Raw genomic sequence first — 14,505 nt, forward strand, 5'->3', positions numbered from 1 at the left:
CTTTCCTTCGCCGTGATCTGTGCCTATCTTCCCGCCGATTCTCTGCGCGCGGCGCGGACCAACCCTTGAAGAGACGAGTATTCGCGTGTCCGATATGAGAACGAAAAGCCGCTTTGCCGCGGCCGCACTGATCGCTCTCCAGCTTGGCGCCTTTGCCCTGTCGCCAGCGTTGTCTTCGCCGGCCATGGCGCAGCAGCAGGCTCCGGCTGCGGCACCGGCAGATGCCCAGCAGCCGGCTGCGCCAGTGCCTAACACGCCTGCGCCAGCGCCGGCTGCGCCCGCGGCGGAAGCTCCCGACCCGAATGAGGGTCAGGTCACAGCGGATTCGATCAACGCTAAAATGCGGGCCAATCTGGCGACCATCCGCTCACAGCTCGATACGTTTCAAAAGCGTGTTCAGCAGGATATCGATGACGATGGCAGCCTTGCCGAACTTCGTGTCCGCGCCGAGGAAATCGCAGGCGAAATGCAGGCGACATCGACACGGCTGCAGGATCGCGAAAAACAGATCGGTGACCGTCTGACGGCTCTGGGTGAGGCGCCGAAGGAAGGGCAGCCCGCGGAGCCACCGCTGGTGTCCCAAGAGCGCAACCGGTTGCTGAACGAGCGCGCGGAACTCAACGTCGTGGCTGAAAACGCCACCAGTCTTTCGGAAAGCGCCAATCAGCTCGGCAACACGATCACGACGTTGCGCCGCAACCTGTTTGCCCAGACGCTGTTTCGCCATACCGATATGTCGATGGATCTGTTCGCCGAAGCGGGGCAGGCGACGGTTACTGAAATTTCGAATTTTGCCCGTACGATTTCCGGCTGGTCCGGCTTTGTCTGGAGCTACAAGAAGTACCAGCTGATCGGTGCGCTGGTCCTGTCGCTTGGTGCCGGCCTGCTGTTTCTTCTCGGTGGCTATCGTCTGTTCGGGCGCCTGATCCACCGCAAGGTCGTTGGCGACGAAGCGCCGACCTATCTGCGTCGCCTGTCGGTGGCGTTCTGGTCGACGGTGATCGAGACGATGTCGCTCGCGGCTTTCCTGGTCTCGTCCTACTTCTTCCTTGACGGTTTCAACGTCCTGCGGCCCGACGTGTCGTCGATGATCGCTTCCTTTTTCGGGTTCGTCTGGTTCATCTATTTTGTCTGGCACCTGAGCACATCGGTGCTCGCCCCGTCAGACCCGAACTGGCGACTGGTGCGCGTCACCGATAGTGGCGCACGGCTGTTGACGGCAGCCGTGATTGCCATGGCTGTGGTCAATGGTCTCGATTATATGTTGGGCGCCGTCAGCGAAGCGCTGAACTCTCCGCTGGTCGTCACGATCGCCAAGAGCATCATCGCGGCGTTCGTCATCGGCCTGATCCTTATCGGTGTTTCCTTCGTCAAACCGATCCTCTCGGCGGATGAAGCGTCTGACGGAGAAGGTCATGCATGGCCGCGCGCCGTTCGCATCCTGTTGCGGCTGGCGGGTCTTCTGCTCATTCTTTCTGTCATTGCCGGTTATGTCGGCCTTGCCCGTTTCGGCGCCACGCAGATCGTGTTGACCGGCGCGGTGGTCGTGCTGATCTATATCGGTCTTCTGTCCGGCAAGGCTGTTTCCAAGCAGGGCGCCTTCAAGAATACCTCGGCCGGCAACAAGCTGGCTGAGCGGTTCAAGTTTGGGGATGTCGGGCTCGATCAGACGGGTCTGCTGGCCGGGCTTAGCATCTATGCCTTTGCACTGGTCTTTGGCATTCCGCTGATCCTCATCACCTGGGGATTTCAGCTCACCGACATCGAGTCCTGGGTCTACCAGTTCTTCACACGCATCACGATCGGCAACATCTCGATCTCCATCGTCAGCATTTTCGGCGGTATCCTGCTGTTTGCCGCCGGTTATGTCGTGACAGGCTGGATCCAGAAGTGGATCGACGGCAATGTTATGGCGCGCAGCCAGGTCGATACCGGTGTGCGCAACTCGGTGCGCACCGGTATCGGTTATCTCGGCGTCGGCATGGCGGCGCTGATCGGCGTGTCGGCGGCGGGTATCGATCTCTCAAGTTTTGCGCTTGTCGCTTCGGCACTTTCGGTCGGTATCGGTTTCGGCTTGCAGAACATCGTGTCGAACTTCGTGTCTGGCCTCATCCTTCTGGTCGAGCGGCCGTTCAAGGTCGGTGACCATGTCATCACCGGCACGACCGAAGGCATCGTCAAACGCATTTCGGTGCGCGCCACGGAAATCGAGACATTCCGTAAACAGTCGATCATCGTGCCGAATTCCGAGCTGATCAACGCGCCTGTCGGCAACTGGACCCACAGAAACCGCATCCAGCGCAACGAGATCCCGGTCTCTGCCAGCTATGACGCCGACCCGCAGAAGGTGATCGATATCCTGCTTGGCCTGGTCAAGGAGGTTCCCGAAGTCCTTCGCAATCCGGAGCCACATGTCGAATTCCTGCGCTTCGGTGCGTCCTCGCTGGATTTCGAGCTGCGTTATCATCTGGCGGACATGGATGCGGGCCTGCGTATTCGCAACACGTTGCGTGCCGATATTCTCAAGGCTTTCCGCCAGGCGAATATACACATTCCATTCCCGCAGCAGGAGATCGTGTTACATCGCGGCAAGCCGAACTGGGTTCCGGATAAGGACGAGGACTTGCGTGGCGGTGCCTGATTGAAAGGTTTTCCGGCGCGCAGATTGCAGGCAGCAAGAATAAAAGCGGATCTTTGATTTTTTGCTGTCTGTCATCAAGATGTCTTGCGCAATTAACGCTTCCGAAAAACGTCTTCAATAATATGTGCCATCAGGGGACAGTATCTCACTGATAGGGGCATTATGACTTTTCTCGGCATCTCCGGAATGCACTATTCCGGTCAGGATCTTGCAGGCGCACGAATACTTCTGGCGGAAGACTCCAATGTCTTTACGTCTATGATTAGTAAACGGCTGGACGAGTTGTTCGGTATTGAGGTGGAAATCTGCCGCAATTTCGAAGAACTGCAGCTGGCTTACGACCGCTCGACCGATCCGATTACGCTGGCGATTTCGAACATCAATCTGCCAGGCGCCGAGAATGGCGAAGCGCTGGGATATCTGATCGATCTCAGCATTCCGGTCATTGTCTTTACCGGCACGTTCCATGAGGACACGCGCGAAAAGCTGCTGAAGCAGGACGTGGTCGATTATATCCTCAAGGACAATGTCTTTGCCGTGGATATGCTGGCCGAATCGGTCTGCCGCTTCCTCACCAACCACCAGCATCACGTGCTGATCGTCGATGACAGCCCGACTGCGCGGGCGCTGCTGTCCAGCCGTCTGAAACGCTACAATTTCCGTGTCAGCACAGCGGAGAACGGTGCCAAGGCGCTCGAGCTTCTCAAGAAGAATGCCGATATCGGCCTCGTCGTCACCGACTATAACATGCCCGATATCGATGGTTTTGAACTGACGCGTCGCATTCGCTCTGTCCGTGGCAGCCACGAGTTGCGTATTATCGGCGTGTCGTCTTCCGACAACCGCTTGCTGTCTGCACGTTTCCTGAAAGCCGGTGGCAACGACTTCATGTTGCGGCCGTTCATCGACGAAGAGTTCTATTGCCGCGTCAACCAGAACCTCGATACGCTCATCCAGATCCGCTCCATGCAGGAGCGGAACAAGGGTAGCGTGCCGGCGCGCAAAGCCATCGCCTGAGGCGAACATATTGAATCAAAACGCCGCCTTCACGGGCGGCGTTTTGCGTTTTAGTGTTGGCAAATCAGGCGACGACACCCGATCGAACCGTGTTCGTCGTCAGTTTGCGCTCGGCGCGTTCCTGTTGCGGCGATCGGTTGTAGATTTCGCGGTAGCATTTGGAAAAATGCGACGCGGAAACAAAGCCGCAGGCAACGGCCACTTCGACGACAGGCAGCGACGATTGCACCAGCAAATGGCGGGCGCGATCGAGGCGGATTTCGAGATAATAACGGGCAGGGGAGCGTCCCATCTCCTGGCGAAACAGCCGTTCGATCTGCCGACGCGACAGGCCGGCATTGTCGGCGATCTCGACGAGCGACAACGGCTCCGCAAGGTTTGCCTCCATGACCTCGATAATCGACAGAACTTTGGAATTCTGGATGCCGAGGCGGGCGCGCAGCGGCAGGCGCTGACGATCATGCGGATTGCGGACGCGGTCGGTCAGCTGCTGTTCGCAAATCCTGTTGACGAGGTTTTCACCGAAATCCTGACCGATTAGGTTCAGCATCATGTCGAGAGAGGCGGTGCCACCGGCGCAGGTGTAAATGTTGCCGTCGACCTCGTAGAGATCGGCGTAAACTTCCGCCTGCGGAAAGGCCTCGGAAAAACCGGGCAGGTTTTCCCAATGGATGGCGCAGCGCTTGCCGTTGAGAAGCCCCGCCTGCGCCAGCAGGTGGGCGCCGGTACAGAGGCTGCCAACGGCAATGCCGCGGTTATAGGTCTCGCGCAGATAAGCGCTGGCGGTCTTGTTCTGGAATTCTTCGACATAAACGCCGGAACAGACCAGCACCATGTCGGGGCGATGTTCGCCGCCGAGGGCCTTGCGTTCGTCAGCGATGGAGGAGTTCACTTCAATTCCGATGCCGCATGAGGAGTAGACCTTTTCCCCATTGGTGGAACAGAGGCGCCATGTGTAGGCGGTGTAACCGAGCATGCGGTTGGCGATGCGCAGGGTTTCGACCGCGGCCGCGAATGGCAGCATTGTAAAGTGGGGGACGAGGAAGAAGGCAATCGAACGCTTTTTGGTCTGCAACTTGTTCATGCCGAGAACTCCGTGACGAATGTCAATCCCTCGCGTGAAACTATGCATTGTTAATGTTCAAAAAGCGACACAAATCCCTGCATCCGCGGCGCACCCGGCAAAGTGCCGGATTCTATGCATTCTTTTTGCGACACCGCGACCTGAGCCCAAGAAAAATGCCGGGTGCCTCAGGATTTGAAGGCATCCGGCATATGGTATTGGATGAAAAGCGTTTCCGCCGAGCGAATGTGAGCAATAGTCCGCAATCAATGGCGAATATCGCCGTTCTTCTCGTTGAGGATGTCGCTTGTGGGCCAGCCGATATCCTTGCGCAGTTCGGCGGGCATGCTCTGGATCAGTTCGGCATTCTTGCGCCGACGCCAGGAGGCCCTGACTTCTGCGATGCTGCCGACGGCAATAGCCCAGACGGCGCCGAATACTGAGTTGGACTTGTGGGCGTGATGTGACGTGAACATGGCCATCGTGGCCTCCTCCGTTCCTGTGTTGGTCGATCTGTGCGTGGCTTCCAGCGGACAGATCTCGTGCTCTTGTCATCAATCAGGTGAATGGTTTTGTTTCCATTCATCGGAATGTGTGGCGCAAATTGCGCTTTCGCGCCTTGCTCCGCCTCAAATGCGATCAAATAGATCAATCAGTAGGCGTATTATGCATCGGCTTGACGTTCAATCAAACGAAATGATATGGTGCTTAAGTTCAGAAAAATTGAAGGTCAGATCATGTCCACGCCTTTTCGATCGCCGCTTCCACTGCTCGACAATGATGTTCTGAGAACTTTTGTAGCGATTGCCGAAACGGGCAATTTTTCGACGGCCGCGGAAGCGGTCCTGCGCACACCTTCGGCCGTTTCCATGCAGATCAAGAAACTTGAGGAGCAGCTGAAGACAGTGCTCTTCCTGCGTGATGCCCGATCTGTGACGCTGACGCAGCATGGAGAGATGCTGCTGTCTTATGCGCGGCGCATGCTCGCGCTGTCGAATGAAGCGGTGTCGCGTTTCGTCATGCCGGAACTGTCCGGCGTCGTGCGCCTGGGAGCGCCGGATGACATTGCGGAACGGCTGCTGCCCAAACTGCTCAAGGATTTTGGCGAGAGTTTTCCGGGCATCATGGTCGATGTCACCGTCGACCAGAGCCTGTTGCTGCGCAAGCGCATGGATGAACAACGGCTGGATCTGGCGCTGATAAACTGCGCCACACGACCGTTCCCGACAGCGGGTGAAATCATCCATACGGAAAAGCTGGTCTGGGCCGGCGCCAAATGCGGCAATGCCTATCTGCGCGATCCGCTGCCGATTTCCGTGTGGGAGGACGGTTGCGTGTGGCGGCAGGATGCCTTGGCGCAACTCGACAAGCACAAAAGACCCTACCGTATCGCCTATGCCAGCGCCCATACGATGGCGCAGCGGGCGGCCGTGGTGTCCGATCTGGCGATCGCCCCGTTCCCGCGTTCATACATAACCGGTGACATGCAGATACTGGGTGCGAAGGAAGGTCTGCCGGAACTGATCAGTTTTGACATCCGGCTGCTCACCAGCCCGCAGCTGTCGGTACCAGCCAAGGCGGTCGCGGAAGGTATCCGTGCCGCTTTCGAGACGATCGATTCGGCTGCTGCGGCTTAAAGTAGGACCAAACGGCTACCAGATGCCTTTGCTGATGCCGTTCCATATCCATGCCCAGACGGGTGGAGGAAAACGCAGGACGGAATTGCCGGTCTGCGCTTTTTCCGCGATGCGCCCATGCAGCACATCTTCTATCGCCTTGATGGCGATGTCCGTGGAAGCTGCCGTCAGCAACAGAGGGTAGGTCGCGATGAAATCCCCCTTCGATGGTGCGACACGCTGTTCGTAGAGCGTGCCGCCCGTATCCGTGCCGGCATCCACGAGGTGGACGGTCGCACCGAAATTTTTGCCGTCGCGTTCGACCAGTGACCAGTAGCCGCCCATCTGGCCACGATAGGCCGGGTTTATGCCGGCATGAAAATTGATGACCGGGCAAGGGCAGGCCGCGAGCGTCGCTCTGGAAAGCAGTCTGCAGGAAATCGTGAAAATCACCTGAGGCTGGAGCCGCAACAGCAGCGAATGACATTCTTCGTCGTTGAGACTGTCGACGTGATCGACGGGGATGGACGGATCTGATTGTGCCGATTGGCCGTAGATTTTCAGAATTTCGTGGGAGCGGCGTGCGGCAACATTCTTGCCGAGCCGGGAGGCCAACATCGTTGCGAGCTGGCCCAGCGCCGCCGGCCAGCCGAGACGTCGTGCGCGACGCTTGAGAATGACTGCCTTGCTCTCCGGCCGTTCCTCTATGACATGAAGATCGGACCAGTGTTTTTTGAGGGCGTTTATCATCACCTGAGGATTGGCGCCTCCGGCGGTCAGAACCACCACGCGTGGCACAGTTTCGAACTCACCCATCCTGCCAGATCCCGTTTCAACGCCGATACAGTCTGGCGTTTGTGCAATGAAGAAAGCGTTAGGTTGGTGTGCGGTGAAAATAAATCACACTTTCGATTGAACCTTTCGTGAAGTGACGCGTTTCTTGGGCGCAACAAGCAATCAATCGATATCCTTTCGGAGCTCCCACCATGAAAATCGGAACAGTCACCGTCCTCGGCGCCACCCTCGTTGCACTCCTGACGCTGAGCGCATGTGGCAACACCATTCGCGGCGTGGGCCGGGACACGGCAAACGCCGTTGATGCAACGCAGTCCGCAGGCCGCGATGTTGATCGCGCCGCCAAGCGTTAATCGATCGACGTAGAATCAAAACGGCTCGGCACAATCGGTCCCGAGCCGTTTTTTTATGGACGACGTCCGACAGACGCTCTGCGGGTCAATCAGACCGGCGCTTTCGGATAGGCACGCTCAAGGCCGCCGGATTTCGACAGGCCGGTGCGGAATGCGCCATAAGCGGGATGCTTGCTCGATTTGGCTGCTTCGCTCAGCCGGATCTGCAGCCGGGCAGGGGCATTGTTTCCAACCCACTCGCCGCATTTCTCCAGCTTCATCGAATTCAGGAAACGCGCTTCGCTCGCCCGGTCGAGATAGAGATGCAGGCCGTCGAGCAGCAGATCGTCATTGCTGGGGCTCTCCATCAAGAGCACGAGCCATGCCTGGTTTTCCACGGAAAAGGTATCAAGCCCGTCTGACACCGTCTCGCGGTTTCCGATCGGAGAGATTTTGCCTATGTCATGCCCCTTTGCCGCAACACGAAGGGCTGACCGCCGCTCGCTGATTCACTTTCGCTGTTTCTGGCCGAGGCGGCCGGGCTTTTCAAGTCGCTCAGGCTCGCCTGACGCCTTTGGACAGCGGTTCTCCAGCGTTGGTTTGTGCTTTCGCTCGCTACAGGGGTGAGGGCGGCCTTTCATGAGAGCGTTGCGGCGGTCGTTAAAGCGCTGCCCTGACCTTTTCCGCCACGTTAAACGTCACCCATTTGGTCCAGACATCCTCGTTCTCCTTGAGGAAATATCTGGCGGCGCTCTCATTGCTGCCGTTGTTCTCGCGCTGCCAGGCCAGCACGCTGTTGACTGTATCGTTGCTCCATTTTCGGGCCTTCATATAGTCCATCGCGATTCCGGCCTTGTCGGCAAAGCCCTTTGTGACGATGGTGAAGGCCTGTGAGATCGGATAGGAATTTACCTTGGCGGTCGGGCAATCGGGTACTGCCGTGCAGGTGTCCCAGTCCATCTTGTTGTGCGGCACGCCGAAGGAGAGCTTGACCATCTCGTATTTGCCCATGATCGACGTCGGCGCCCAATAGTAGCCAAGCCAGCCGATCTTTTTCTCAAATGCGTTGGCGATCGAGTTGTCTAGATCCGCGGCGGAACTAGTCCCGACCAATTCGAAACCCTTTTCGCCAGCGCCGATCGCCCGGTAAAGATTGGCGGTCGAAACCTGACAACTCCACCCCGATGGGCAATTGTAAATCGCAGCCTTCGTTTTGTCGTCCGGGGCTGGAAAGAGTTCCGGGTGCTTGAGCGCATCGTCGACCGTCTTGATATCGGGATGAGCGTCGGCCAGAAATTTGGGGATCCACCAACCTTCAACCGCGCCGTCGGTCAAGATTTCGGCTGCCTGGATAAGCCGCCCTTCCTTGACGGCGGCGTCGAGCGGCGTGCGCACGGAATTGACCCAGAACTCAGGTGCAATGTCAGGCTCTGACTTTTCGTTCATCGACGTGAAGGTCGGCATTGTATCGCCGGGCACGATTTCGACCGAACAGCCGTAACCGTTTTCCAGAATGATCTTGTCGACATGAGCAGCGACACCCGCCGAGGCCCAGTTCATTTCAGCGATCGATACGCTGCCACAATCGGCGGACTGTGCGGTGCCCGTCATGACGCAGAAGCACAAACCGACTGCGGCCGATGCGAGAAGGGTTTTTATCATCCAAGACCTCCCAGTCTCAATCGAAGTGTCTGCGTCCAGAGGTCGGCGGTATAATGTGCCGTATCGAGGGCCAAGGCTGTCTGTTTGTTTTTTTACATGTGCCTTGGCGGCCAGCCTCATATGATCGGTAATTCATGCAGCGGTTCTCTGACGCTACGGCTTCTCCCAGAAAAATCAACTGTTTCGGCAGGCTTTCATGACGACGGTGGTCGCACCACAATGGCATCGAGCGCGCAGAAAAAATCGAAAAAAGATGCACCGGAGGGGATCATTGTGTGAATGGATAACGATCCGGTAAGAATGTGACGATATCTATGCATCCGCGACCATGTCGCCAACAGGTCCGGATTTAGGTAGTGCGTACCGGACCGTTTTTGCTTCAGAGTTGATGTTCTGAAGCCTTTGTCTTTCATCTCGTTGTCCATAAACGCTTGATAGCATGGTCATGGTTCTGATGTCGGGCCATGCTGCGATTGACAGCGCATGCTTGTCGTAAGACGATATCCACATCGGCGAGACTCGATTGTCATCCATTTGGATCGCGCCGGCAATTCGATCGTATTGCGAACCACCGTCTCGCTTCGCCTTGCTGACAGAGCCACATGCCGTGGCCGGGTGGGGCATAGTCGGGATCGGTCGGGCCGCCGGAGCAGAACTATGATCAACCCGGGCGGACGCCTTGCTAATCTACGAATCGTCCGCTCTTCCATGGCTCCCTGCTTCGGCGGCACATTCTCTGTTGATTTCAAACGGATATCTGCACCATGAGCCTGATTGCCGGTTCGGTTTTCGTGCTTGGCGGCGCACGCTCGGGCAAGTCCGGCTTTGCTGAAAGGCTCGCTTTGGAAAGCGGGCTTGAGATGCATTACGTGGCCACCGGCCGCGCTTATGATGATGAAATGCGCTCACGCATCAGCGCTCATCAGCAGCAGCGTGGCGAGGGGTGGCAGACACATGAAGAGCCCATGGCGCTCGTCGAAGCACTTCAATCTCTCGATGCGCCGGAACGTGTGATCCTCGTCGATTGCCTGACATTGTGGGTCACCAATCTGATGATGGAGGCGGAAGATACGATTGACGCGCAGTCGGCGTCACTTGCTGCCCATGTTGCGGATGCCAAGGCCAGGCTGATCATCGTCTCCAACGAGGTCGGGCTTGGGATCGTGCCGGAAAACAGAATGGCGCGGGTGTTTCGCGATCATGCAGGACGCCTTCATCAGCAGGTCGCGGCGGCGGCAAGCGAAGTCCACTTCGTCGCGGCGGGGCTTTCGCTCAAGATGAAGGGCTGATTACCAGCCGAGCCAGATCCGGAACGGATGAGACGGATCGGCCAGAAGTTTTGTCGCCATGGCAAAGCAGGAAATGACCAGCAGCGGCTTGATGATCTTTGCGCCGATGCGCATGGCAAGGCTGGAGCCGATCTGCGCACCGATGAACTGGCCGACGCCCATGACGATGCCGACCTTCCACAGGATCGATCCGGTCGCCAGGAACATCAGGAAGCCGCCGACATTGGAGCCGAGATTGATCAGCTTGGTGTGGGCGGTTGCTTTCAGCATGCCGAAACCGGCCAGAAGCACAAATCCCAGCATGTAGAACGAGCCGGCGCCCGGGCCGAAAACGCCATCGTAAAGACCGATCAGCGGCACGAAGGTGGCGCCGAACAGGAAGGGCGTGATGCGACGGTGGCTGTCGACATCGGTGAGATTGGGTTTCAGAGCGAAAAACAGTCCGATGGCGATCAGCAGGAACGGGATTGTCGAGCCGAGAATTTTGGTCGGCAGGACAGAGGCAATCAGCGCGCCCACGCCGCCGCCGATCAGCGCCATCAGCGCCATCGGCAACTGCGTCTTCAGTTGCACATGGCCACGACGGGCGTAGGAGATTGTTGCCGACGTTGCGCCGAACATGCCCTGCAGCTTGTTGGTGCCCAGCGCGTCGAGTGGAGGGATGCCGGCAATCAGCATGGATGGAATGGTGATCAGCCCGCCACCGCCCGCAATCGAATCGACAAAACCGGCGAGGATCGCCACGAAAAACAGGACGATGAGGAGGTGCGCAGCGATATCCAAGGGATTTTGTCTTTGCAGTCTGGTGGGGGCGAAATGCCGGACGCCTTCTTGCACCGAACCTTCGCCTGCGCAACGGCGGTGCGAGGCTTCACGGTACGGTGGATGATTTCATGCTGTGGGTGTGACGGGATTGCACATCCGTGATCCGACGTTATGGTGCCGCAGCTTTTGAAAACCGGAATTTTTGTCATGCACAAGGTCATTTTCGATACCGATCCGGGCGTTGACGACGCGATGGCGCTGCTGTTTCTGCACCGTCATCCCGACATCGATCTGGTCGGCATCACGACCACGATCGGCAATGCACCGATCGATATCACCACCCGCAACGCACTGTTTCTCGCGGAAGCCTGGGGCATCGAGTCGCCGGTCGCGCAGGGTTCCGGCGAAAAATTCGATCCGAAACGCAAAAACGGGCACTGGCCGACCTTTATCCACGGCGATAACGGCCTGGGTAATATCGATATTCCGCAGACGATTTCCCGCAAGGCCGACCCGCGTCCGGCCCATCAGTTCATCATCGATACCGTCCGCGCCAATCCGGGCGAGATCACGCTGGTCGCGGTCGGGCGGATGACCAATTTGGCGCTGGTTCTGCAGGCCGATCCCGATGTGGCAGCACTGGTGAAGGACGTCATCATCATGGGCGGCTCCTTTGGTGTGCATGGCAATGTCACGGTGGCGGCGGAAGCCAATATCCATGGTGATCCTGAAGCCGCGGATCTCGTCTTTACGGCTCCCTGGCGCGTCACCGTCGTCGGCCTCGATGTGACCATGCAGACGGTGATGATGCGCAGCTACCTTGCCGAAATGGCCAAGGAGGGTGGCAAGGATGTCCAGCTTCTGAACGATCTGTCGCAGTTCTACATCGATTTTTACAATCACCGCGTTGGCGACGGCATGGTCCTCCATGACAGTTGCGCCTGCGTTTATGTCGTACGTCCCGATCTTTTCGAAACCCGCAGCGGCCCGATCCGCGTCGTCTGTGGTGGAATTGCCGATGGCTCGACCATCCAGAAGCCGGATGGCAAGGCGTTCCCGCCGGGTGACTGGGATGGGCACCCGAGTCAGCATGTTTGCATCGGTATCGATGCGGATGCGGTGCTTGGTCTCATCCGCACGGTGCTTGTCGAAGGCAAGGCTGCCTGATAGACGATGCGCAATCTGAACGCTGCGATTGCTGTTTCGGCAACAGTCGCGGCGCAAATGTCTATGGTGACACCGCTTGCCATTGGCATTCCAAAATGATTTCCCTATGTGGGGACCTGATTACAATATTCTCTATGAGGACATGGGCGTGACCGCTACATTCGACAAAGTTGCCGACATCATTGCTGAAACCAGCGAAATCGATCGCGCGACGATTACGCCGGAAAGCCATACGATCGACGACCTCGGAATCGACAGCCTCGATTTCCTCGACATCGTTTTCGCGATCGACAAGGAATTCGGCATCAAGATTCCGCTGGAACAGTGGACGCAGGAAGTCAACGAAGGCAAGGTTTCGACCGAAGAGTACTTCGTTCTGAAGAACCTCTGCGCCAAGATCGACGAGCTGAGGGCAGCCAAGGGCTGATTGCCCGGCTGTTTGAGCCTTTATGCTTCTCGAATATTTCCAGATGATCGATCGTATCGAAGCGGTCGATCTCGGAGCCAAGACCCTGACGGCACGCTCGATCGTGCCGTCGAAAAGCCCTGTGTTCGAAGGGCATTTTCCGGGCATGCCGCTCGTGCCCGGCGTGCTTCTGATCGAGACCATGGCGCAGGCCTCGGGCATGCTGGTTCTGGCTGCGACCGATTTTGCCGCCATGCCGTTCCTGATGTCCGTCGATGGCGCCAAGATGCGCACATTCGTCGAGCCGGATGCCGTGCTCGATATCGAAGCGTTTCTGGAGCACGAGGGATCGGGTTATGCCGTGACCAAGGCCAAGATCACCAGCAATGGCAAGAAGGTCTGCGATGCGCAACTGAAGCTGCGCACCATGCCGTTCAGCGAAATTCCGCTCGCGCCGATCGTCCGCAAACGGGCCGAGGAAATCGGTCTCATGGATGCGATTGCCGCGAACGCTTGATAACCTGCCGGGCTGAACCGGCGGGGATAAGAGGACATGATGAAGTCTGACAATGATGTCGTGATCACCGGTATCGGTATCGTGAGCTGCCTGGGTGTCGGCAAGGAACCGCATGTGGCGGTTCTGTCGGGAGCGCAGGCCATCGTGCCGCGTATCGAGACCGAGCGTTTTGCACCCTATCCGGTGCATCCCATGCCGGAAATCGACTGGTCGACGCAGATCGCCAAGCGCGATCAGCGCCAGATGGAAAACTGGCAGCGGCTCGGCGTGTTTTCGGCAGGTCTGGCGCTCGACGATGCGGGCCTGAAGGAAAACGCAGAGCTCTGTGCTTCCATGGACATGATCGTGGCTGCCGGTGGTGGCGAGCGTGACATCAAGGTCGACACACTGATCGTTGACGAAGGCCTGAAGCGCAACGATCGCGAAGCGCTTCTCAACGAAAAGCTGACGACAGAACTGCGCCCGACGCTGTTCTTGGCCCAGCTCTCCAATCTTCTCGCCGGCAATATTTCCATCGTTCACAAGGTCACCGGGTCCTCGCGCACCTTTATGGGCGAAGAAGCGGCTGGCATTTCGGCCATCGAAACGGCTTTCCATCGCATCAAGTCCGGCCAGTCCACGCATACGCTGGCTGGTGGTGCTTTCGTTGCAGAACGCGCCGATATTCTTCTGCTCGTCGAAGGCATCCGTGCCCATGCGACGGGTGAATGGCAGCCGCTCTGGTCGCGTTCGCCGGACAATGGCGGCGGCATGATGATGGGCACAGTTGGTGCCTTTCTGGTGCTGGAACAGCGCGCCCATGCGACGGCACGCGGTGCGCATATCTATGCGGCGATCGACGCCATTGAAGGCGATCGTGGCAATCGTGACGACGGCAAGCTCGAAAAGCGTCTGGCACGCATGGCAGGCCTTGCAGGTGCTGCCGAAGACACGGTCGTATTTTCCGGCGCAAGCGGCGTTGTCGAATTGGCTGTGCGGGAAAAGGCCGCTCTCGAGCAGGCTTTTCCGGGTGCGACGCTGCGCGGTTATGGCGGCGTCACCGGTCACGGCATGGAAGCACAGTTTCCGCTTGGTCTCGCGCTTGCAGCGCTTGCGCTTGACGGTGCGGCCAGCGTTCCGGCCTTTGATGCAAAGAATGAGCAGCCGATGGCCAAGCCCGCCAAGCGCGCGGTGGTGACCACAGTCGGTTATACGCGCGGCGAGGGCCTTGCTGCCCTGTCGTCTGACGCGTGAGG

The 14,505-nt window shown here is 58.0% G+C and carries 15 protein-coding genes; 9 read left to right on the forward strand and 6 right to left on the reverse strand.

The window, feature by feature from the left end; genetic code table 11:
* Positions 1–94 precede the first annotated feature (94 nt).
* Both EDF70_RS05360 and EDF70_RS05365 read left to right on the forward strand, forming a co-directional pair.
* Positions 95–2,641: a mechanosensitive ion channel domain-containing protein gene (locus EDF70_RS05360; protein WP_245519076.1), complete on the forward strand. Its 2,547-nt coding sequence runs from the start codon at positions 95–97 to the stop codon at positions 2,639–2,641.
* A 162-nt stretch (positions 2,642–2,803) separates the two neighbouring features.
* Positions 2,804–3,658, forward strand: coding sequence for a response regulator (locus EDF70_RS05365; RefSeq protein ID WP_132272267.1), 855 nt, complete (start codon positions 2,804–2,806; stop codon positions 3,656–3,658).
* 64 nt (positions 3,659–3,722) lie between these two features.
* Here the strand turns inward: EDF70_RS05365 and EDF70_RS05370 are convergent, their stop codons facing one another.
* Together EDF70_RS05370 and EDF70_RS05375 are read right to left on the reverse strand one after the other, a co-directional pair.
* Positions 3,723–4,742, reverse strand: coding sequence for a GlxA family transcriptional regulator (locus EDF70_RS05370; protein ID WP_132272268.1), 1,020 nt, complete (start codon positions 4,740–4,742; stop codon positions 3,723–3,725).
* Positions 4,743–4,987: 245 nt separating this feature from the next.
* Positions 4,988–5,203 (reverse strand): hypothetical protein, encoded by a 216-nt coding sequence (locus EDF70_RS05375; protein WP_245519042.1) that lies wholly within the window; start codon positions 5,201–5,203, stop codon positions 4,988–4,990.
* Between the two features lie 255 nt (positions 5,204–5,458).
* Between EDF70_RS05375 and EDF70_RS05380 the strand changes: the two genes are divergently transcribed.
* Positions 5,459–6,358: a LysR family transcriptional regulator gene (locus tag EDF70_RS05380; RefSeq protein WP_132272269.1), complete on the forward strand. Its 900-nt coding sequence runs from the start codon at positions 5,459–5,461 to the stop codon at positions 6,356–6,358.
* A 15-nt stretch (positions 6,359–6,373) separates the two neighbouring features.
* Here the strand turns inward: EDF70_RS05380 and EDF70_RS05385 are convergent, their stop codons facing one another.
* The gene (locus tag EDF70_RS05385; RefSeq protein ID WP_132272270.1) at positions 6,374–7,153 is read right to left on the reverse strand and encodes a formyl transferase; all 780 of its coding nucleotides are present in this window, start codon (positions 7,151–7,153) and stop codon (positions 6,374–6,376) included.
* Between the two features lie 170 nt (positions 7,154–7,323).
* Here EDF70_RS05385 and EDF70_RS05390 point away from each other — a divergent pair, with 170 nt between their 5' ends.
* On the forward strand, positions 7,324–7,485 hold the full coding sequence (locus EDF70_RS05390; protein ID WP_112730338.1) for an entericidin: 162 nt from the start codon (positions 7,324–7,326) through the stop codon (positions 7,483–7,485).
* 89 nt (positions 7,486–7,574) lie between these two features.
* Here EDF70_RS05390 and EDF70_RS05395 read toward each other — a convergent pair whose 3' ends face one another.
* Positions 7,575–7,889 (reverse strand): hypothetical protein, encoded by a 315-nt coding sequence (locus tag EDF70_RS05395; protein ID WP_245519043.1) that lies wholly within the window; start codon positions 7,887–7,889, stop codon positions 7,575–7,577.
* Between the two features lie 235 nt (positions 7,890–8,124).
* The gene (locus tag EDF70_RS05400; RefSeq protein ID WP_132272272.1) at positions 8,125–9,126 is read right to left on the reverse strand and encodes an ABC transporter substrate-binding protein; all 1,002 of its coding nucleotides are present in this window, start codon (positions 9,124–9,126) and stop codon (positions 8,125–8,127) included.
* A gap of 764 nt (positions 9,127–9,890) precedes the next feature.
* Here EDF70_RS05400 and cobU point away from each other — a divergent pair.
* Positions 9,891–10,415 carry a bifunctional adenosylcobinamide kinase/adenosylcobinamide-phosphate guanylyltransferase gene (gene cobU / locus EDF70_RS05405; protein ID WP_132272273.1) on the forward strand — a complete coding sequence of 175 codons (525 nt, stop codon included), beginning with the start codon at positions 9,891–9,893 and terminating at the stop codon, positions 10,413–10,415.
* Here the strand turns inward: cobU and EDF70_RS05410 are convergent, their stop codons facing one another.
* Positions 10,416–11,198, reverse strand: coding sequence for a TSUP family transporter (locus EDF70_RS05410; protein WP_348639708.1), 783 nt, complete (start codon positions 11,196–11,198; stop codon positions 10,416–10,418).
* A gap of 189 nt (positions 11,199–11,387) precedes the next feature.
* On the opposite strand from EDF70_RS05410, the gene EDF70_RS05415 reads away from it, so the two are divergent.
* The 4 genes from EDF70_RS05415 (at position 11,388) to EDF70_RS05430 (ending at position 14,503) form a co-directional block, all read left to right on the forward strand.
* Positions 11,388–12,347, forward strand: coding sequence for a nucleoside hydrolase (locus EDF70_RS05415; protein WP_132272275.1), 960 nt, complete (start codon positions 11,388–11,390; stop codon positions 12,345–12,347).
* Positions 12,348–12,489: 142 nt separating this feature from the next.
* Positions 12,490–12,774: an acyl carrier protein gene (locus EDF70_RS05420; RefSeq protein WP_112730324.1), complete on the forward strand. Its 285-nt coding sequence runs from the start codon at positions 12,490–12,492 to the stop codon at positions 12,772–12,774.
* Between the two features lie 22 nt (positions 12,775–12,796).
* Positions 12,797–13,270: a 3-hydroxyacyl-ACP dehydratase FabZ family protein gene (locus EDF70_RS05425; RefSeq protein WP_132272276.1), complete on the forward strand. Its 474-nt coding sequence runs from the start codon at positions 12,797–12,799 to the stop codon at positions 13,268–13,270.
* Between the two features lie 39 nt (positions 13,271–13,309).
* Positions 13,310–14,503: a beta-ketoacyl-ACP synthase gene (locus tag EDF70_RS05430; RefSeq protein ID WP_207908231.1), complete on the forward strand. Its 1,194-nt coding sequence runs from the start codon at positions 13,310–13,312 to the stop codon at positions 14,501–14,503.
* Positions 14,504–14,505: the final 2 nt, after the last annotated feature.

Source organism: Neorhizobium sp. JUb45 (assembly GCF_004343585.1).
GTDB lineage: Bacteria > Pseudomonadota > Alphaproteobacteria > Rhizobiales > Rhizobiaceae > Neorhizobium.

Excerpts from the sequence above, each read along its gene's own strand:
- EDF70_RS05415 (WP_132272275.1), top strand. The coding sequence starts at position 11,388 with ATGCACAAGGTCATTTTCGATACCGATCCGGGCGTTGACGACGCGATG.
- EDF70_RS05380 (WP_132272269.1), top strand. The coding sequence starts at position 5,459 with ATGTCCACGCCTTTTCGATCGCCGCTTCCACTGCTCGACAATGATGTT.
- EDF70_RS05370 (WP_132272268.1), bottom strand. The coding sequence starts at position 4,742 with ATGAACAAGTTGCAGACCAAAAAGCGTTCGATTGCCTTCTTCCTCGTC.
- EDF70_RS05375 (WP_245519042.1), bottom strand. The coding sequence starts at position 5,203 with ATGGCCATGTTCACGTCACATCACGCCCACAAGTCCAACTCAGTATTC.
- EDF70_RS05420 (WP_112730324.1), top strand. The coding sequence starts at position 12,490 with ATGGGCGTGACCGCTACATTCGACAAAGTTGCCGACATCATTGCTGAA.
- EDF70_RS05365 (WP_132272267.1), top strand. The coding sequence starts at position 2,804 with ATGACTTTTCTCGGCATCTCCGGAATGCACTATTCCGGTCAGGATCTT.
- EDF70_RS05360 (WP_245519076.1), top strand. The coding sequence starts at position 95 with ATGAGAACGAAAAGCCGCTTTGCCGCGGCCGCACTGATCGCTCTCCAG.
- cobU (WP_132272273.1), top strand. The coding sequence starts at position 9,891 with ATGAGCCTGATTGCCGGTTCGGTTTTCGTGCTTGGCGGCGCACGCTCG.
- EDF70_RS05400 (WP_132272272.1), bottom strand. The coding sequence starts at position 9,126 with ATGATAAAAACCCTTCTCGCATCGGCCGCAGTCGGTTTGTGCTTCTGC.
- EDF70_RS05385 (WP_132272270.1), bottom strand. The coding sequence starts at position 7,153 with ATGGGTGAGTTCGAAACTGTGCCACGCGTGGTGGTTCTGACCGCCGGA.
- EDF70_RS05425 (WP_132272276.1), top strand. The coding sequence starts at position 12,797 with ATGCTTCTCGAATATTTCCAGATGATCGATCGTATCGAAGCGGTCGAT.
- EDF70_RS05430 (WP_207908231.1), top strand. The coding sequence starts at position 13,310 with ATGAAGTCTGACAATGATGTCGTGATCACCGGTATCGGTATCGTGAGC.
- EDF70_RS05390 (WP_112730338.1), top strand. The coding sequence starts at position 7,324 with ATGAAAATCGGAACAGTCACCGTCCTCGGCGCCACCCTCGTTGCACTC.